Source organism: Leptolyngbya subtilissima AS-A7, from assembly GCF_039962255.1.
In the GTDB taxonomy this organism is placed as follows: Bacteria; Cyanobacteriota; Cyanobacteriia; order Phormidesmidales; family Phormidesmidaceae; genus Nodosilinea.
Window position 1 is genome coordinate 183,781 of record NZ_JAMPKY010000002.1, and the last position, 19,365, is coordinate 203,145.

Genomic DNA, 19,365 nt, shown 5'->3' on the forward strand with positions numbered 1-19,365 from the left:
CCAAAGTGACAACCAAGCAGACCCAAACGAGCCCGTTTCTTCCTTCCCAAAAAGACCTTTTCAGGTACTCAAGAAGAGATTCAGCGGCCCAGCAATTATCCCTAGGGGAAAAGTGCTAACGAATGGTACACAATTTAATTCAGATTTTCCACTTTTCTTTCTAAGCACTTTTTCTGGGCTGAGAGATAGCCGATGATGTATCTCCTGCCCGCACACCTAATGGTCTCGCCGTTGCTCCTGAGGTAATACCACCCAACTAAAGCTTGGTATCACCAGCGATGTTACACACAATTCTGAAAAGTGAGCACTTAATATTGAGAAACTATGGCCCTGTCGCTGTATTTCTTTACGCGCTGTCTTTCTTATCCGCCTGGAGCAACTTGTTATGACTACTCCTCCATCGCCCCTAGCACCCCTGGGCACTCCCTTAAACGACGATGCCCAGCGGTTGATGCTGCTGGGGTCGGGTGAGCTGGGTCGTGAGGTGGCCCTTGAAGCGGTGCGCTTAGGGCTGGAGGTAATTGCCGTCGATCGCTACGACCAAGCCCCAGCGATGACAGTAGCTCACCGCCGCCACGTGATTGACATGCTCGATAGTGCGGCATTGCGGCAGGTGATCGAGCAGGAGCAGCCAGGGCTGATCGTGCCGGAGGTGGAGGCGATCGCCACCGATACTTTAGTAGCGCTAGAAGCCGAAGGCTGGCGAGTCATCCCCACCGCCCGCGCCACCCAGCTGACTATGAACCGCGAGGGCATTCGGCGGCTGGCGGCAGAAGAACTGGGCCTCAAGACTTCGCCCTTTCGCTTTGCCGGCACTGAGGCGGAGTATTTAGAGGCTATAGAAGCCATCGGTCTGCCCTGCGTGGTCAAGCCGATTATGAGTTCGTCGGGCAAGGGCCAGAGCACGGTACGTCAGGAATCTGAGGTGTTGGCGGCGTGGAGCTATGCAGGAGAAGCGGGTCGGGGCAAGAGCGATCGCGTCATTGTTGAGGGCTTTGTGCCCTTCGACACGGAGATCACGCTGCTGACGGTGCGGGCGATCGACGGCACCCACTTTTGCCCTCCTATCGGCCACCGCCAGGAGGCGGGCGACTACCGCGAGTCTTGGCAGCCCTGCGCCCTGCACCCCGACACCTTAGCAGCCTGTCAGGAGATGGCGAAAGCGGTCACCGATGCCCTGGGCGGCTGGGGACTGTTTGGGGTGGAGCTATTCATTGCTGGAGAAGCGGATCAACCTCAAACCGTGTACTTTAGCGAGGTCAGCCCCCGCCCCCACGACACCGGCATGGTGACGATGGTGAGCCAGCACCAGTCGGAGTTTGAGCTGCACGTACGGGCGATTATGGGTCTGCCCATCGGCGAGATTACCCTGATGCAGCCGGGGGCCTCGGCGGTGATTTTGGCATCTGGGAAGAGCGACAATCCTCAGTATTCTGGCCTGGATAAAGCCTTACAAGTGCCCACCAGCAAGGTGCGGCTGTTTGGCAAGCCCACCGCTCACCCCAACCGCCGCATGGGGGTGGCCCTGGCATTGGGCGAGACGGTGGAAGAGGCTAAAGAGCGGGCGATCGCCTGCGCCAGCGCCGTCCAGGTGATTCTATAAACCCCCGCCACAACTGCACAAATTAAGCGAAAATGAACAACCGTAACTGGGTGCGCCCTGTTTGCCCCTTCGTTCTTCCTTCTTTTTTCGCCATGAGACTTCGCCTCTACGCCCGCTTTGGTCTGTTTGCCCTACTGGGCCTAATGATGAGCTGGCTCGTGGCGTGCGGGGGTGGGCAGCCCAACGCTACTGCCCCTGCTGAGGGCGGCAGTCAAGAGGTCGAGTTTTGGACGATGCAGCTCCAGCCCGACTTTACCGACTACTTCAACGGGCTGATCGCCGACTACGAGGCGCAAAATCCCGACACCACCGTACGCTGGGTCGATGTGCCCTGGGCTGACATGCAAAGCAAAATTCTGACCGCCGTCACCGCGGGCACGGCCCCTGATGTGGTCAACCTCAACCCCGACTTTGCCGCTCAGCTGGCTAGCCGCAACGCCTGGATGCCGCTGGATGACAAAGTGCCCGCCGAGGCCAAGCAGGTCTACCTGCCCAACATTTGGGAGGCCAACACGCTTAACGGCCAGAGCTTTGGCATTCCCTGGTATCTGACTACCAACGTCACTCTGCACAACCAGGCCCTCTTGGACGAGGCCGGGGTGGCTCCGCCCACCACCTACGCTGAGCTAGCCGAGGTAGCTCGCCAGGTGAAAGAAAAAACTGGCAAGTACGCCTACTTCACCACCTTTGTGCCCGAAGATTCTGCCGACGTGCTGCAATCCTTTGTGCAGATGGGGGTCGAGCTGGTGGATGACCAGGGCCAGGCCGCCTTCGACACCGACGCGGGCCGCGCCGTCTTTCAGTATTGGACTGACCTCTACCAGCAAGAACTGCTGCCCCAGGAGGTACTGACCCAAGGCCATCGCCGGGCGATCGAACTGTTTCAGGCTGGGGAAGTAGCGCTGCTGTCTACCGGGGCAGAGTTTTTCCCCACCATTGAGGCCAACGCCCCCGACATTGCCACCGTCACCGGCAGCGGACCCCAGATTACCGGCGACACCGGCAAGACCAACGTCGCGGTGATGAATGTGGTGATTCCGGCGGGTACCGACGTGCCCGATGCAGCGCTGGATTTTGCGCTGTACGTCACCAACGACGCTAACCAACTCAGCTTTGCCAAAGCCGCCAACGTCCTGCCTTCCACCACTGGAGCGCTTGAGGATGGCTACTTTGCTGCCGAGGGCACCAAGGGTGTAGAGAAGGCGCGATCGGTCAGCGCCGAGCAGATGAACCAGGCCGAGGTGCTAATTCCCGCTATGGATGGGGTTAAAGAGCTGCAAGCAATCATCTACGACAACCTGCAAGCGGCGATGCTGGGCCAAAAACCAGTAGACCAGGCGGTCAGTGATGCAGCCGCAGCGTGGAACGCTCGGTAGTGATGTCTCTGGGCAGCGATGTTCCCTTTGCCAAAGCTCGGCTAGATGCCGCTGTCTCCAGCTTCGGCAATTCGTCGCAGCGTTTTCTCACCGATTGCAGCATATCCCGAGTGATCGACCAGCCCGGTATCCAGCAGCACCACGCCAAAGAAAATCGCCCATCCCAGGGCTCGCTGTAGGGTGGCCTCAGAAATGGGGCCATAGGCGGCGATCGCCCTTCGTCTAACCATCCCATCCTCAAACAGCATCCACACCGCCGCCAGGTCGGTAGCGCGATCGCCCGAGGTGATGTCGCCCCAGTCGATGATGCCGGTCAGCAGGCCGTTTTCGACCAGAATATTGCGGGGGTGAAGATCGCCGTGGAGCCAGGTTGCCGGGGTGGCGATCGGCGCATCCAAAGCTGACTGCCACAGGGTTTTGAGGGCAGGTGTGATCAAATCGGTTTTGGTCTTTAGGCGGGTCAGGCGTTCTGCAACTGCCGCCGCCCGGTCCTTCAACGGCACGCCACGAAAGGGATTTTTGGGCGCATCGGCTGGCACGGGAGTGTGCAGGGCCCGAAGGAATTCCCCGAAGCAGTTTGCCTGGCTGGGATGGGGCGGTTCTAGATCGGCGGGGCGACCGCTTAGCCAGGGCAAGACACTCCACCGCCAGGGGTAGCCGCAGGCCGGGACGCCCAAGCGGTAGGAGGCAGGAACGGCGATCGACAATTGAGCGGCAAGGCGCGGCAGCCAAGTCTGCTCATGCTCGATTAGGGCAGCGGCGATCTGGCGGCGGGGGAGGCGGACCGCGAGGTAGTCGCCCAAGCGAAACATGGCATTATCCCAACCTGAATCAACTAGCACAATGTCTAGGCGCGCCAAATCGGGGTGCTGGTCGTGCAGCAACCGTCGAACGAGAACGTCGTCGATGAAGACTTCAACGTCTGGTGTTTTAGCTAAACGCCCAAAATCTTTTGGCAGCATAGCCAGTTCCCGGGTGCATGACGGTGGAGCATTTGAATAGCTAGCCACCTGACTACAGACCGGCCAAGGACACCCTGCAAATAATTACGACTTGAGCAGCTGATCCAGAATCGCTCGGGCCGGTTGGGCGCGCTCCAGTGCTCCTTGGTAATCGCTGTAGAGCTTCAACAGCTTAGAAAGGCCGCTAATGCCGCCGCGCAATTCTTCTAGATCGTCTCCAGATACTAGTTCGCCGTCGAGCAGTCGCACAATTAGAGGCTTGATATCACCCACGTCTTGCCGGGCTTTTTGCAGCTTTTCGACGGTGCTCAGCAAGGTCTTGAGGTCTTTGAACAGGTCGTCGATCTGGTCATGATCAACCGATTCAACAACGGTGTCTTTGCCGTCGTCAGCGGCTGGAGCCGCAGTGTCTAAATCTAGAGTGGCGGTGTCTGCCTTTGCAACCGCGCCGTTACCTTTTGCCTGTGCCATTGAGCCGTCTCCGTAGAAACCGTGGATGGGGAGAGTATAGTCTAGCTTGGTTCAAGCGTACTATAGACTAATTCACTGCTTTCCCTGAGTTTTACCACGCTCACTCCTGTGAGGCGCGTTAAGTTGCGCGAACCGTCGGCCCCTGAGGGGAGAACCTACCCATTGAGGCACACCTACTCAAACACGATCGTTTCCTGTTTTTGAAGCTGCTTTTTCTCGCGGGGGGTGAGCTTGCGGCGGCGACTGGCTTCTTCTAGACGCTGCTGCAACCGCTCTTTTTGGTCGATTTCGGGCAGTTTGAGCACAATGCCCGCCGCCAGCCAGTAATACACATTTACCGGATCCACATCCAGCGGGTAGTAGTAGGGAAAGATGCTAATAAACAGCACAAATACCCACATGGAAGCGCCGTAGCCCCGCAGGTTGGGGTCTTTGATGGAGCGATAGGCTTTAAAGGTGGCGACGGTCAGAGTGAGGTACACCGCTAAGGTAGCCAGCAGACCCAGAGGGCCGATCTCGTACATCAGTTTAGGGTGGTAGGTTTCGACCAGCTCGGTTTTGCCAAAGATGCGGGCGGCGTTGGTGGCGCGACCCACCCCTCGGCCTAAGATACCTTCCTGCTGTTTCTGCGCCCACTCAAACTGCTGCACAATAAACTCATGGGGCGGCGAGGCGCTCCAGCGGCTTTGAAAACTTGCCCACCGTTCATTAACCACCGCCGGGTTTTGGGCCATAAACACACTCAAGATCAGCGCCAGACCGATGCCGATGGGGAGAAAGCGCTTCAGGTTGGCCACCTGACCCGTAAGAATCAGCAGGCCGACGATGGTTACCGGTACCAGGGCTAGGGCGATGCGTTGACCAGAGACCACCGCCATCACCCCCACCGCTGCTAATGATCCCAGACCTACGATGCGCCATAGGGGACTGCGATCGCTAAAAGCAGTCCCAAAGGCAAAGAAGCCGCTCGAAATCAAAAACCAGCCCCACTGCCAGGGGGCGTTAAACGTGCCGGGCAGCCGAATTTGCCCCTGCGCCGGGGTGTACAACAGCGACCCACCGACGAAACAGCGCGACTCTAGCGATGCCTTGAACAGGTCTTCGCCCTCGCCGATGGTGCCCTGGCAAATGCCCAAGCGCAGCATCATGTACTGAATGAACCCGAGGCCGCAGCAGACCAAAATCAGCACCACTTGCAGGCGCAAAAGGAAGTAGACGTCTTCGCGATCGCGAAGCAAATAATAAATGCACGGAATAATCAGCACATAGCCGATTAGCACCTTCAGGCCCAGCACCCCAATCAAAATCGGCACCTCGCCCCCAGCTGCATCAAGCTGCTGCCCGCCGTTGACCACGAGCATAGTCAAACTGCACAACCCTAGCAGCACCAGCAGCGGCACTTTGATCAGCGGTGGAATAATCAGCGGCTGCCGAGTACGGCGGCAAAACTGAATTACGCCCAGGAGTGCCGGAATGTAGATGGCATCTTTAGCCAACTGCAAAATGCCGCTGCCCCCAAGCGCGTAGGTGACGGTGCCGCTAAAGGGCACATAGATGATCAGCCCATAGATTGCCTGGCGAGGATATTTGAAGGAGAGGGCAAGACAGGCGATCGCCACAACCGCCGCCAGCGCCAGCTTAGGTTCACCCAGCAGCGCCAGCAGCACCCCAATCAGCCCCGCTACAAACAGCGTCGCCGCCAGGTAGTGAATTAATTCTTTGCGCGCCTTTTGGGCCTGGCGCTTCTTCGCCCGCTCTTCTTTGCGGCTGAGGGGAGGCACTTGATCTGCAGTATCCTCTTTGCCTTTGCCTCGCCGTCGGGGCCGAGGTGCTTTTGCTTGGGGCTGGGGAGTATCTACCACGGCACGATCCCATGGGGCTTGTAACGTCAGGGTAGCCTCTAGCTCAACACTTTGAGCAGCGCTCGTCCTATCGCTACATATTCCACAACCACAAGCGGACCCAAATTCTTCATCTGGGTCCGCTCACTACTTTTCTTGAGGTCTAAATATCTGAACGAGTTCCAAACTTAGAACCTACGACTCAAAGCCAAAATCCCACACAATCGGCTCCCAACCGTAGGCATCGCCCTGGGCACGCACGTGGCCGAGGCCGGGAAAGGGCATGTGGGGTACCAGTAATTTGCGGCGATCGCCCGTAACCGTCTCCAACAATTGTTTCCGCGTGGCTACGCCCTGAGTGGGGTCGGTGTCAAACGCCACTTCCCAGTCGGGGTTCTCTAGGTTCAGCGGGTCGCTAAAGAACACATCGCCGGTAGCCAGCAGGCTATCGTCGCCGGAGGTAATCAGGTATGAGGCTTGGCCAGGGGTGTGGCCCACCGAAGGTACTGAGACAATGCCGGGAATAATCTCATCACCTAAGGCAAAGCGGGTGGTGCGATCGGCGATCGCCCCTAGCCACTCCTGCGCTACTGCCACCGTATTTGCCTGGGTATCCACATCCACCAGCGAGTTGGGCATTTCCACCGTTGGTGCCGTCCAAAAATTCCACTCGGTCTCAGAGATGTAGTAGCTGGCGTTGGCAAATACCGGGTTGCCGCTGTCGTCGAGAATGCCGCCGATGTGGTCGGGGTGAGCGTGGGTCAAAATGACGGTGTCAATGGTGGCGGGGGCAATGCCTGCGGCTGCCAGGTTGCTGGCCAAATAGCCCACGGTGGGGCCAAAGGTGTTGCCTGCCCCAGTATCGATCAGCACCTTATGCTCATCGGTTTCTAGATACAGCACGTTGAGATGGGCTAAGACACTGTCGGTCGGCAAAAAGTTGTCCGTCAGGGCTGCCGCCGCCGCATCAGGATCAGCGTTGGGCACAAAGAATCCTACCGGGAACGTCAGCGTACCGTCGCTCACGACCGTTGCGCTATAGTCGCCCACCGTGAAACGGTAGGTCGTGGCGTTGGTGGGGTTGGCCCGCTCGACAGCGGGTTCGTCTTGGGCCAGGGCAGTCGAGGATGGCAAATGCAGCCCACCCAGCCAGAGAGAAAAGCCAAGAGTAGCCGTGGCGACGAGAGTCATCAGGCTCAACCGCTTGAGGCTCCACCGTTTTGAACGCTTTGCAGCAGCTAAAAAATTGGACACGAATCGTCTCCTCAATACTCAATGACAGGCCCCTCTCAGGGAATTTCCCCACATATCTTCACCATGGTAAAGCAGGAGATTTGCCGTCGTAGGCTGCTGGATTAGGATGAGGTTAGCGATTGCAATCGATCGCCGCCCATCTCACTCGGGCCAGGTAGCCAGTGCAACCGCTCACCACCGATCTGCTCGATCAAATTGTTCATCGCCTAGTAGCTCCCTTCAACCAGAGCAGGTCATTTTGTTTGGCTCCTACGCCTGCAAAGATATTTTGGTCATGACTCGTGAAGAGGTCGAGCGCAAAAAGAACGTAGTCACTTCCCTAGTCTGCCAAGCACTTCGGCAGGGCAAAGTTCTCTATGGTTAATAGAGTTAGCTGCATCAATGCTCAACTTCGTCACTCAAAAATTGTCCTAGATGTCTATGTTTCAGGCGACTCGGCGGCGGCTTGCGCTTTGGTATACGGCGGTGACGGCGGTGCTGCTGCTGCTGTTTGCCAGCGGCTTTTATCTCTACGTGCGCACCACGCTGGTCGAGCGGGTGGATGACACGCTGAACCACGTGGTGGAGATTGTGGAGCGATCGCTGGTCATAGAACCCGACGCTGCCGGGGATCATACCTTTGCCACCATCGATACCGATGGTCCGCCGCTGCGGGTCAACGTAGAAGCCAGTTTTCGCGACAACGCCCGCGCCGTCGAAGACGACCATATTGACCTAGAGTGGTTTGGCCCCGGTGGGCAACTGCTGTGGTCTACCTTTGCAGACCTCCAGCCCGTGCCCCTTCACGTCAACCCAGCAGGCGAAACGGTGCGGGTGGGGCAAGAGACTTTCTTTCGGCAGATTACTGAGCGAGTGCAGGCCGACGGCCAAGTGCTGGGTTATCTACGGGTCAGCCACCCCTGGTTTGAGGTAACCAAGCCCAGTCGGCGCTTGATTGTGGATTTAGCTCTGGGCACTAGCTTGATGGTGGCAGCGGTGGCGGCGATCGGCTGGCTGCTGTCGGGGATCGCGATCGCCCCTGTGCGCGACTCGTACCAGCAGCTCAAGCAGTTCACCGCCGACGCCTCCCACGAGTTGCGCAACCCGATCGCCGTGATCCAGACCAATGCCCAGGTAGCGCTGTCAGACCCCAACCCTGACGTAGATATTCAGCAAAAGCAGTTTCAGGTGATTGAGCGCCTCACTCGGCGGCTAGGGCGGCTGGTGGATGACCTGCTGTTTTTGGCCCGTCAGGAGAGTGGGCTGATTGCCTTCGCTCCCGCTTCTGTCAGTTTGGAGGGGCTGCTGGAGGATGTGCTGGAGGAGCAGCAGGTGATGGCTACCGAACGCCAGATCGCGCTAAAAGTGGCAGTCGCGGAAGACGGTTTTGGTAAAAGTTTTGGCAAACAGCGGTCTAAAAACGCAGCGCTACTGACTGCTCCCCCCACCGCTAGCTCCACGATTTTGGGCGATCCCGGCCAGCTCACCCGCCTGTTTACCAACCTGATCAGCAATGCGGTGCAGTACACCCCCAGTGGCGGCACCGTGACGGTCAAGGTCAAGCCCACCAAGCACCAGGGACAGCTAGGGGTTCAGGTAGTTGTGCAAGATACGGGCATTGGCATGGACAGCGAAGCGATCGCCCATGCCTTCGATCGCTTTTACCGAGCCGACCCGTCGCGGTTGCGCAGTGGGGAGCAGGGAACGGGTCTGGGGCTGGCGATCGCCAAGGTAATTGTTGACACCCACCGCGGCCACATTCACCTCGACAGCCAGCCCCAAGTGGGAACTACAGTTACCGTCGTGCTGCCCCAAGGAGGCGTGGGCGGATAGACTCAGCCAGTTCTACAGCCCTGCTTCTCTCCCGCGAGGGATGAGTCAACTGTCCAATTGCCGTAGTTTATACGGTGGGGTTTAGCTCGTTTGCCCAGTTGACAAACATCAACGGAGGTTAAGCGCGAGCGGTTAACTTTCATAAAGAGGGTTAAAATCAGCAAATGTTGGGTTAGAAAACACGTCCACAGCGTCTGTCGCCCTCAGTTCCCCGGTATGCCCAGCTTGGTTCCTGCTGATCCCCAGGTGACCCTACGGCATTGGCAGCCTTTTAGCCTTTCCTCACGCAGCCGCATCGTCCTCTGGGCTTTGATCCCGGCTTCCCAAGTTTTTTTGAATCCGTTCCCCGGTGGTAGCACAGCCCATGATTAGGCTGGCCACTGTGTCCAACTCCTCACTCATTTTTTTCCTATGGCTGATTCACTCCAGCATTCGGCATTGCAGGCTAGCTCTGCGGTCCCTACGGCCTATGATGGCCCCCACGATGGCTTGATCCCCGCTGTTAGCACCGGGGTTTTTGTTTGCGTGCACGGCCACTTTTACCAGCCGCCCCGCGAGAATCCCTACCTCGATGCGATCGAGAAGCAGCCCAGCGCCGCCCCCTTCCACAACTGGAATGAGCGCATTCACCACGAGTGCTATCGGCCCAACGCCTACGCCCGCATTCTCAACGATCGCGGCGAAGTCGTGCGCATCGTCAACACCTTTGAGTACATCAGCTTTAACATTGGCCCCACCCTGCTGAGCTGGATGGAGCGCCACGACCTGGAGACGTACCAGCGCATTATCGACGCCGATCGCAACAGTTGTGCCCGGCTGAGCGGGCATGGGAATGCGATCGCCCAGGTCTACAACCACATCATTTTGCCCCTAGCCAACCCCCGCGACAAAGTCACCCAGGTGCACTGGGGCATTGAGGATTTTCGCCGCCGCTTTGGCCGCAACCCCGAGGGCATTTGGCTGGCCGAAACTGCGATCGATTACCCAACGTTGGACGTGCTCCACGCCGAGGGGATCAAGTTCACAATTCTCGCGCCGTCGCAGGTGCAGCGCTGTCGCCCCATGGTCAGCTACAACGGCGAGCGCGACACCTGGCAAGAGGTCGGCGGTGGCCAGATTGATCCCAGCCGCCCCTACCGCTGCTTTCTCAAAAATGCTGACGGCAGCCCCGACCCCAGCCGCTACATCGATATCTTTTTCTACGACGGCCCCATCTCTCGCGACATGGGCTTTAACGACGTGCTGAGTTCGTCCCAGCATTTCGTCGGGCGCATCGGCCAGGCTATCCACGGGGATCACCGGCCCTTTCAGCTGATCTCGGTGGCTACCGATGGCGAAACCTTTGGCCACCACCGGGGCGGGGCCGAAAAAGCTCTCGCCTATGCCCTCACCGACGAGTTTCCCCGCCAAGGCTGGACGGTGACTAACTACGCCCACTACCTGACCACCCACCCACCCACATGGGAAGCTGAGCTTAAGCCCGTCACCGCCTGGAGCTGCTCCCACGGCGTCGATCGCTGGCAGGATGACTGCGGCTGTGGCGGCGGCGGCGAATGGCACCAGCAGTGGCGACGCCCCCTGCGCGACACCCTCGACTGGCTGCGCGACCAGCTAGTGGCTGTGTACGAATCGCATAGTGCTGAGCTGCTGCGCGATCCCTGGGCGGCGCGCAATGCCTACGTGGCGGTAATGGGCGATCGCAGCCCCGACACCCTCGACGCCTTCTTTGCCACCCACCAAACCCACAAACTCTCAGCCATCGAGCGGGTCACCGCCCTGCAACTGCTCGAAATGCAGCGCCATGCCCTGTTTATGTACACCAGCTGCGGCTGGTTCTTTGAAGAACTCTCGCGTCCCGAGGGCACCCAAATTCTGCGCTACGCCGCCCGCGCCATGGAGCTGGCCGGCGAAGTCTCAGGGGTCTCTCTAGAAGCCGAATTTGTGAAGCGCCTTGGTCAAGCCCCCAGCAACATTAGCGAATTCATCCACGGCTCCGGCGTTTACGAAGCCCTAGTCAAACCCTCCCGCATCACGCTAGAGCAGGTGGTGGCCCACTACGCCATGGGGTCGCTATTTACCGACTACCACCGCGAGCAGACCGTTTACTGCTATACCGTCGAGCAGCACGACTACCGCCGCCAGCGCATGGGGCCCATCTCCCTAGCGGTGGGGCAGGTCGAAATTACCTCTACCATTACCCGCGAAAGCCTCAACCTGGCCTTCGCCGTTGTGCATCTGGGCGGCTGGGACTTCCACTGCGGCATCAAAAGCATGCGATCGCGCCTCGACTACACCCAGGCCAAAGCTGCCGTGTTTGAAAGCCTCAGCCAAGCCAGCGCCGCCCAGGTGATTCTTGCCATCAACAGCGCCTTTGGCCCCCATACCTACGGCCTGCAAGACCTGTTTGCCGAAGAGCGCCACCGCATGATGGGCCTGCTCTCTCAAGACACCCTACTGCGCCTCGACCAGCTCTACGCCCAGGTCTACCGCGACAACTACGGCGTGCTGCGGGCTTTCCACCGCGACGGCCTGCCCGTGCCCCGCGAGCTGCAGGTGGCCGCCGATATTGCCCTCAGCCACCGGGCGATGGAAGTACTCCAGTCGCTCGAACGCGAGACCAGCGACCCCACCGCCAGCCCCCTGCGCCAGGGAGAAGACTATTTGAATGAGCTGGAGGCGATCGCCACCGAAGCTAGCACCTGCAATGCCTCCCTGTCTCTAGCGGCGGCCAAGCCCATGCTGGAGCGGCTGATCGGGCGATCGGTCTGGCAAATTCTCAACCAGGCACCGACAGAATCCCTCGCCGCCGATGTGGACTGGCTAGGGCGCCTAGTCAACCTCGGCCAGCAGCTCAACTTGGGCCTTTCGTTAGAGCGCCCCCAAGAGTTGTATTACCAGCACCTCAACCGCCAGGTATTTGCCCTGCTCAAGCAGGCAGCGGTGTCGAGAAAACCTCTCGGATCCGACAGCCGTGCTCAGGTCAATGACATCCTTTGCCTCGGCGAATACTTGTCAATGGATGTGGGCGCAGTGCTGAAAGCGCTAGATCACCTCGATCCCGGTCGACCTGCTTAGGAACCCTTGAGAAGAAATTGGTAGATTGTGTCTACTTTGACGTAGCGTTTGGAAAGTGTTCTTATAGAAGGATGGAGGTAGCAGGCACGCTCCGAGACTTGTAGCAGAACACTAGTTTCTCCTACCTAAGATATGAACTTGCCCAACCATAACGACCTGGATTCTTTTCAAGAAGATACTCTGCAATTTCTCGACGCTTGTTTCTGTCTTTTGTCATTCTGACAATTCTTTCAATCTCATTGTCAGTATCGTCGGCCCCACGGTCTGCTGCCATCTCAAACCACTGATCACCCTTTTCGTATTCACTCCTGTCGTAGCAAATCGCACCCAACAGGGTGTAGGGCTGGTGACTGTCAGGTTGACATTCCATTGCTTGCGATGCACACCGTTCCGACTCATCCAAACGACTAAGATCTCGAAAAGCCGCACCTCTTGTCACCCATAGAGCTGATTTCAAATCAGATTCTTGGACTTTGTGCCAGTCCAATTTTTCTGTGACTTTCAGTGCATTTTGAGGTTCATCTGCCTTACGCCAACTACTACTCGCACTCGGCAAGTTCCACATATTTTTAGTTCTTTGATATTCTTTTTCATAAAAAATTGCCTCTAGCTCGTAGTGTGCAGTTGCTATTTTCCCATGTCGAGAAAGACGACCTTCTTCAATTAGCTGAATCACCTGCTTGGGGTCGAGTCGTTCCCGACGCTCAAGTTTAAGCATGATTTCATAAAAGGGATCAATCGTTAATTGCCCTAAGATCTGATACTTCGCTTTCAATAGTTTAAAGTGAAACCCTTTAGCAATCTCTGCTGTTTCAGTAAGTCCTTCGGATAGCAACCATCGAATATCGTCTTCAGTTGTTTTGGATTCTATATCTCTAAGAAGCGGGAATAATTTGCCAGAGGGATCGGAATCCTTGTATTGATTTGCTTGATATTTAACTTTAAGTTCTTTGAATAAATTCGTGTCCTTACGATTTCGATCAACCGAGGCCAACTGAGTTAGCGCCTGCTGCTCCAGCCATTCACATTCACTATCCTGAAGTTCTTGTTTTTCCTTTAATTTTTTCAGAATAGAATAGAGCGGACTAGAAATAGATACGTCTAGGAAAGAATCAATATGGTATCTAGCTTTCAAGTCTAAGAACTCAGCTATAGCTTTTCTTTCATCTTCCTGCTGCCAATAGATTTCTAGTGTTTCGTCAAAATCATGCTTTAAAAGCCAATCAGCCTCTAGGTCAGATAGTTGCTCTCTCAGGTCAAGTTTCTTCAAAATTGAGTAAAGAGGTTCTTCAGGAAAATGATCTGGATGTTTGCTTGCCCTATAGCTAACCTTAAATTTTGAGAAATTTATAATATCTTGAATTAAATCAACTGTTACCGAAAGGCCACAACTGGACAGCAGCTCAAGCTCTGAGTTTACAGGAATACTGCCAGCATCCAATTTCCAAATTATTGAATAAACTGGGCTGTCAATTGAAAGAGCTAGTTCCTCAGGAACATAATATTTAGGACGCAGAGACAAAAATTCAACTTCTAGTCTTTTTAGATCCTCTGCCTGATATTGCTGCAAGGAAATAATTTCAATAGCTTTAAAGAGGCGATTCTCTACTAACCATTGAAACTCAATACTTGTTATCTGAATGTTCAGTTCAGCTTTCCTTAAGATCAGATACAGAAAAGCATCAGACGCAGAACTTTTGTACTGACCCACTTGATATTTCCCTTTAAGGGCAGCAAAGTGCCTTTTCTGTAGCTCACTGTTATCCATCTGTACGTAATATTCAGTTTAGATTCTTGAAACTATATTACCCACTCTGCAATCAAGCAGCTACAGTCTGCTGCTTGCACCGAGTCAATTAATAACTCACTACACCGACCCTTTTCGTGTGATTTCTTTCAAGGAGAAATTACACAAACATTTTCCTCATCTCCGGAATATTATCCAAGAATATTTATACAAATTTAGGATGAGGGTTAGCCTAACTAATCAGCTGGAATATGGCTGGAGAATACGTAGATGCGCTGGCTTTCCAAGCTACCGCAGAGGTCGGAAGGTTTAACGGTTTCGGGAGTTGGCACCGCGTCGTGGTGAAAGACTTGGCGATCGAGACCCACCTGCAAGCCGCTGAAGGGGTCGCTGCCGCCAGAGATTAAGAACGCGAGCTGGTCAATTTCGGGCCAAGCGGCGAGTTTGTCGAGTAGGGTGGCGATCGCATTCATCTGCGGCTGCTCACAGTCGTGGTACCACACCTCAGACCCCTCCACAGGCAAGGTATCTAGCCCTAGATTCACAATCAGATCCGGCTGGCTAAACAGCGCTGCCGCCACCGGTCGGGCTTCTTCTTGCAGCAACAGCCCCTGACTGTGGGCTAGTTCGCGCAGGTGCTCTAACTTTTGGTAGCGCTCCTGCACCGGCAAGTCGCCGCTGCGCCAATGGATAGCCACCGTTGCCAGGTATGTCTGCACCAGTAGATGTCCCAGCTTTTGGGCTTTGGTAGCCAAGTAGCCCGAATTATAGGCAGTAGCCTCAATAATCAGCGGCACCCGGCTCACCATATCCAAGCCATAGCCCTTGATACCCGCAATTTTGCGAGGGTTGTTGGTAATCAGGCAAAATTTCTGTACGCCGATGTCATTGAGAATTTGTGCCCCAATGCCGTAGTTGCGCTGGTCTACGGGCAGGCCCAACTTCTCGTTGGCCTCAACCGTATCAAGGCCCATATCTTGCAGAGAGTAAGCTTTGAGCTTGTTGACCAGGCCAATGCCGCGCCCCTCCTGGCGCAGGTAGACCACTACGCCACGCCCGGCCGCATCGATCATTTTTAGCGCCGCCTGGAGCTGCATGCGGCAGTCGCAGCGCAGAGAGCCAAAAGCGTCCCCCGTGAGGCACTCAGAGTGGACGCGCACCATGACCGACTGATCGGCAAAGGTGGCCGGGTCGCCCTTCACCATGGCCACATGCTCAGAGCCATCGAGCAGGTTGCGGTAGGCGTAGATGGCAAAGTCGCCAAACTGGGTGGGCATGCTGGCCACCGCCTCGCGCTGCACAAAGCGCTCGTGCTGAAGGCGGTAGTGAATTAAATCAGCAATGCTGATCAGCTTGAGGCCAAAGGCTTTGGCATAGTTGACCAACTCGGGCAATCGCGCCATCGACCCGTCAGGGTTTTGAATTTCGCAGATCACCCCGGCGGGATAGAGCCCCGCCAGCCGAGCCAGATCGACCCCGGCTTCAGTATGACCGGCTCGCTTCAGCACGCCGCCATCCTTAGCCCGCAAAGGGAAAATATGCCCTGGACGGCGCAGGTCTTGGGGGCGAGCATTGGGGTTGATGGCGACCTGAATGGTGCGGGCGCGATCGTCGGCAGAAATGCCCGTGGTGACGCCCCAGCTTAGGGCAGCGTCGATGCTGACGGTGAAGGCGGTCTGCTCGTTTTCGTCTTCGAAGGCGCTGGGGCTGACCATCAGAGGAAGATCCAGCTGGTCGAGCCGTTCGCCGGTCATCGCCAGGCAGATTAGCCCCCGCGCTTCCACTGCCATGAAGTTAATGATGTCGGGGGTGGCAAACTGGGCGGCGCAGATCACGTCCCCTTCGTTCTCGCGGTTTTCGTCATCCACTACCACAATCGACTTGCCGGCCGCTAGGTCGTGGAGCGCCGACTCAATGGAATCGAACTGAAAATCGGAGGGCAGTTCGAGGTCGGAGGGGGACTGACGAAGGGCGGGCGGCATCTCCGATTCTGGGTTGAGCACGGTGGGGCGAACCTGTAGAAAGAACGTTGGCTTCTAAAATTCTAGCTTTATGACCTGCGCTTCATAGAGAGAATAGCCGCATCCCTAAGATCAGCGGTAAATCTAGCACCATCGACCTTAGCTGACAGACCAGTAACAGCATCCGAAGCCACCATGTTGAATTGGAGATTACTGGTTTACTATTACAGTGCTGATCTAAGGGGAAGGGGCTAACCAGGTTAGCGATCGCGCCCCAGAGCTGCCCTACTCCCTCTATATATTCCTCAACCAACCAGCCCCAGAACCATGAGCGAGTCACCCGTCGGAAAAATCAAAGTCGGCATTGTGGGCGCGTCGGGCTACGGCGGGGTGCAGTTGGTGCGGCTGCTTACCCAGCATCCAGGGGTAGAGTTGGTCTACTTGGGGGGCGACAGCAGCGCCGGACAGCCCTACACCGATATCTACCCTCATCTAGCAGGTTCCGTCAATTTGACGGTGGAAGCCGTAGATTTGGGCGAAATTGCCCAGCGTTGCCAGGTTGTGTTTCTGTCGTTACCCAACGGGCTGGCTCACACCATGGCCCCAACGCTGCTGGAGCGGGGCTGTCGGGTGCTTGACCTCTCCGCCGACTACCGCTTTGAAAATTTGAACACCTACCAGTCGTGGTACGGAGGCGATCGCAGCGACCAGAGCCTTGCGGGAGAAGCCGTGTATGGGCTGCCTGAGCTATTTCGCGATCGCATTCGTAACGCCCGCCTGGTGGGCTGCCCCGGCTGCTACCCCACCGCCAGCCTGCTCGGCATTGCTCCGCTGCTCAAGCAGGGGCTTGCCCAGCCCGAAACTCTCATTATTGATGCCAAATCTGGCACCTCTGGCGGTGGTCGAGTGGCCAAAACCGGCATGTTGTTGGCTGAGGCTAGCAACTCTTTAGGGGCCTACGGCGTTGCCCGCCACCGTCATACACCCGAAATTGAAGCCATATGTACTGGCTTGGCCAGTCAAGAAGTGATGGTGCAGTTTACACCCCACCTCATTCCGATGGTGCGGGGCATTTTGGCCACCATCTACGCCACCTTGCGAGACCCCGGCCTGGTGCGCGACGATCTGCTCACCATCTACAGTGCCTTCTACCGCTCTTCTCCTTGGGTGACGGTGCTGCCCAGCGGCACCTACCCTCAAACCAAGTGGGCCTGGGGCACCAACCGCTGCTACATCGGCCTTGAAACCGACCCCCGCACCGGCCGCGTGATCGTCATGTCTGCGATCGACAACCTGATGAAAGGCCAGGCATCTCAAGCGGTACAATGCCTCAACCTGATGATGGGCCTCGAAGAATCTCTTGGTCTACCGACCACTACCTTTTATCCCTAATACTAAATCCGAATCATATAACCCCGATTTCCAAGAGGCTAAACCGTAGAGGCGTAGGCGTAGCCAAGGAGGCTCTATCGCATTCGCCCTTCTGAATCGGGGGTTAGCCGAAAGGATTTAGTATTAGTTGTCAAAGACTAGCAAAGAGATCTAATGCATGTTTAGAGGGCTGTCAGCTTGCCGACTTTCGCTCTAGCTGCCTTTGCTACGACTTCAATCAACTGAACTGGATCAATGGGTTTGGCAAGGAATTGTTGGAAGCCACTTGAGAGTGCTTGATGTCGATCCTCTTGCTTGGCATAGGCCGTTAGGGCGATCGCCGGGATTGTCCTCCCCCGCTCTTGCTCAACCATCCGAACTCGTTGCAGTAGTTCATAACCATTTTCGTCGGGCATGGCAATGTCACTTAACAACACATCGGGATGCGAGTGTTGTAGGTAATCTATCACCTCTTGTCCACTCGCCACCGCTGTGACTTGAGCACCCGCTAGCTCCAGCGCAGTGATTAAATAGTTTCGATTATCAACATTGTCATCTACCACTAAAACAGAGATATTTTCTAGGGCTAAATCGCTAGGCAATGACTCCGGGTTTGGCATCTCGGCAGATGGGTCAAGTTGGGTTGGATTGTGCAACGGCAGAAAGATGGTGAAGGTCGAGCCTTTGTCCTTGCCCTCACTGGCAGCGTCAATTTTGCCGCCGTGAAGCTCAACGAGTTGGCGGACGATCGCCAATCCTAGCCCTAACCCATCATGAGAGCGGGTGGAAGACGAATCTGCTTGGCGAAAGTACTCAAAAATTTGAGGTATAAAATCCGGGTCAATGCCGATGCCGGTGTCAGCTACAGTGATTTGGGCAAATGCAGTGACTGGTAAAGGGCGTTGGGTCGCTTGTTGTGACTCTTGGTTTCTGCCAATTATCCCTGACTCATTGCTTATGATTCGCTTTAACCCCACCTCAACTTGCCCACTTTCTGGCGTGAATTTGATGGCGTTTGAGAGTAAGTTGCGAAGAATTTGCTGTAGGCGCTGGATGTCACCGCTGACGATGCAGTGATCGGACGTAAACTCACCCGTCAGTTGAATACCTTTTTCGTTGGCCGCAGGACGAATAGACTCCAGTTCGTCTGAAATCAAATTGAGTAAGTTGACCGGCTGTCGATGAATTTTCACTCTGCCGCTGGTTAGGCGGGCGACATCCAAGATGTCATCGATGAGTTGCGCTTGAGACAGGGCATTGCGATTAATCGTTTCGAGCGCACGGCTGGTCGCGCTCTCGTCAAGTTTGCCTGCTAACAACAGTTTTGACCAGCCTAAGATCGCGTTGAGCGGGGTTCGTAATTCATGGGAAACGATCGCCATGAATTCATCTTTCATGCGGTTGGCAGCTTCTGCTTGTTGACGAGCAAGCTGTTCTTGGATAATCTCGACCTTCTGCATGGCCAATTCCGCTGATTGCCGCTGGATCTCCTGGGTCTTCTTGAACAGTTCAACAAATACAGAGACTTTAGAAATGAGAATTTCGGGATTAATTGGTTTAAGTAAATAATCCACTGCACCCAACGCATAACCTCTCATCTGCAACTGATCGTCAGTACCAAAAGCGGTGACAAAGATGATTGGTGTATGCTGCGATCGCTCTCGTTGCCGAATCATGGATGCGGTTTCAAACCCATCCATTCCTGGCATTTCCACATCCAATAAAATTGCAGCAAAATCCTGATTCAGCAAGCAGCGCAGCGCTTCTTTTCCGGACTGGGCGGTCACGAGGTTCTGCCCCAATTTGCACAAAATTTCTTCTAGGGCGATCAAATTTTCTATTCGATCGTCAATTAGAAGAATGTTGGCTTTGGGTTCAAAGGGCATAGTGTG

The 19,365-nt window shown here is 55.8% G+C and carries 12 protein-coding genes; 5 read left to right on the forward strand and 7 right to left on the reverse strand.

All coding sequences use genetic code 11. The features are described 5' to 3' along the window. Positions 1-385: 385 nt before the first annotated feature. A complete protein-coding gene (gene purT / locus NC979_RS05460) occupies positions 386-1,603 on the forward strand; it encodes a formate-dependent phosphoribosylglycinamide formyltransferase (RefSeq protein ID WP_190518229.1) in 1,218 nt (405 codons plus the stop codon). A 92-nt stretch (positions 1,604-1,695) separates the two neighbouring features. Then, complete coding sequence (locus NC979_RS05465; RefSeq protein ID WP_190518231.1) at positions 1,696-2,979, forward strand: ABC transporter substrate-binding protein; 1,284 nt, start codon at positions 1,696-1,698, stop codon at positions 2,977-2,979. Positions 2,980-3,020: 41 nt separating this feature from the next. Here NC979_RS05465 and NC979_RS05470 read toward each other — a convergent pair whose 3' ends face one another. The 4 genes from NC979_RS05470 to NC979_RS05485 form a co-directional block, all read right to left on the reverse strand. Beyond that, complete coding sequence (locus NC979_RS05470) at positions 3,021-3,941, reverse strand: aminoglycoside phosphotransferase family protein (RefSeq protein WP_190518233.1); 921 nt, start codon at positions 3,939-3,941, stop codon at positions 3,021-3,023. Positions 3,942-4,025: 84 nt separating this feature from the next. Next, on the reverse strand, positions 4,026-4,412 hold the full coding sequence (locus NC979_RS05475) for a hypothetical protein (protein ID WP_190518235.1): 387 nt from the start codon (positions 4,410-4,412) through the stop codon (positions 4,026-4,028). Positions 4,413-4,585: 173 nt separating this feature from the next. Continuing rightward, positions 4,586-6,274: a hormogonium polysaccharide biosynthesis protein HpsL gene (gene hpsL, locus NC979_RS05480; RefSeq protein ID WP_190518237.1), complete on the reverse strand. Its 1,689-nt coding sequence runs from the start codon at positions 6,272-6,274 to the stop codon at positions 4,586-4,588. 174 nt (positions 6,275-6,448) lie between these two features. Continuing rightward, on the reverse strand, positions 6,449-7,507 hold the full coding sequence (locus NC979_RS05485; protein ID WP_347403924.1) for an MBL fold metallo-hydrolase: 1,059 nt from the start codon (positions 7,505-7,507) through the stop codon (positions 6,449-6,451). Between the two features lie 420 nt (positions 7,508-7,927). Between NC979_RS05485 and NC979_RS05490 the strand changes: the two genes are divergently transcribed. Both NC979_RS05490 and NC979_RS05495 read left to right on the forward strand, forming a co-directional pair. After that, entirely contained in the window at positions 7,928-9,319 is a 1,392-nt protein-coding gene (locus tag NC979_RS05490) for a sensor histidine kinase (RefSeq protein ID WP_190518240.1), read from the forward strand. 411 nt (positions 9,320-9,730) lie between these two features. Continuing rightward, positions 9,731-12,394: a DUF3536 domain-containing protein gene (locus NC979_RS05495; protein WP_190518242.1), complete on the forward strand. Its 2,664-nt coding sequence runs from the start codon at positions 9,731-9,733 to the stop codon at positions 12,392-12,394. Between the two features lie 121 nt (positions 12,395-12,515). Here NC979_RS05495 and NC979_RS05500 read toward each other — a convergent pair whose 3' ends face one another. Both NC979_RS05500 and ribBA read right to left on the reverse strand, forming a co-directional pair. Then, complete coding sequence (locus NC979_RS05500; protein ID WP_190518245.1) at positions 12,516-14,162, reverse strand: tetratricopeptide repeat protein; 1,647 nt, start codon at positions 14,160-14,162, stop codon at positions 12,516-12,518. A gap of 215 nt (positions 14,163-14,377) precedes the next feature. Then, the gene (gene ribBA, locus NC979_RS05505; protein WP_431191018.1) at positions 14,378-16,144 is read right to left on the reverse strand and encodes a bifunctional 3,4-dihydroxy-2-butanone-4-phosphate synthase/GTP cyclohydrolase II; all 1,767 of its coding nucleotides are present in this window, start codon (positions 16,142-16,144) and stop codon (positions 14,378-14,380) included. Between the two features lie 285 nt (positions 16,145-16,429). Between ribBA and argC the strand changes: the two genes are divergently transcribed. After that, entirely contained in the window at positions 16,430-17,494 is a 1,065-nt protein-coding gene (gene argC, locus NC979_RS05510; protein ID WP_190518247.1) for an N-acetyl-gamma-glutamyl-phosphate reductase, read from the forward strand. A 161-nt stretch (positions 17,495-17,655) separates the two neighbouring features. Here the strand turns inward: argC and NC979_RS05515 are convergent, their stop codons facing one another. Next, the gene (locus NC979_RS05515; RefSeq protein ID WP_190518249.1) at positions 17,656-19,359 is read right to left on the reverse strand and encodes a response regulator; all 1,704 of its coding nucleotides are present in this window, start codon (positions 19,357-19,359) and stop codon (positions 17,656-17,658) included. Positions 19,360-19,365: the final 6 nt, after the last annotated feature.

Bases quoted from the DNA above. Each gene is read 5' to 3' on its own strand.
- purT (WP_190518229.1), top strand. From the start codon at position 386: ATGACTACTCCTCCATCGCCCCTAGCACCCCTGGGCACTCCCTTAAAC.
- NC979_RS05465 (WP_190518231.1), top strand. From the start codon at position 1,696: ATGAGACTTCGCCTCTACGCCCGCTTTGGTCTGTTTGCCCTACTGGGC.
- NC979_RS05470 (WP_190518233.1), bottom strand. From the start codon at position 3,941: ATGCTGCCAAAAGATTTTGGGCGTTTAGCTAAAACACCAGACGTTGAA.
- NC979_RS05475 (WP_190518235.1), bottom strand. From the start codon at position 4,412: ATGGCACAGGCAAAAGGTAACGGCGCGGTTGCAAAGGCAGACACCGCC.
- NC979_RS05490 (WP_190518240.1), top strand. From the start codon at position 7,928: ATGTTTCAGGCGACTCGGCGGCGGCTTGCGCTTTGGTATACGGCGGTG.
- NC979_RS05495 (WP_190518242.1), top strand. From the start codon at position 9,731: ATGGCTGATTCACTCCAGCATTCGGCATTGCAGGCTAGCTCTGCGGTC.
- NC979_RS05500 (WP_190518245.1), bottom strand. From the start codon at position 14,162: ATGGATAACAGTGAGCTACAGAAAAGGCACTTTGCTGCCCTTAAAGGG.
- argC (WP_190518247.1), top strand. From the start codon at position 16,430: ATGAGCGAGTCACCCGTCGGAAAAATCAAAGTCGGCATTGTGGGCGCG.
- NC979_RS05515 (WP_190518249.1), bottom strand. From the start codon at position 19,359: ATGCCCTTTGAACCCAAAGCCAACATTCTTCTAATTGACGATCGAATA.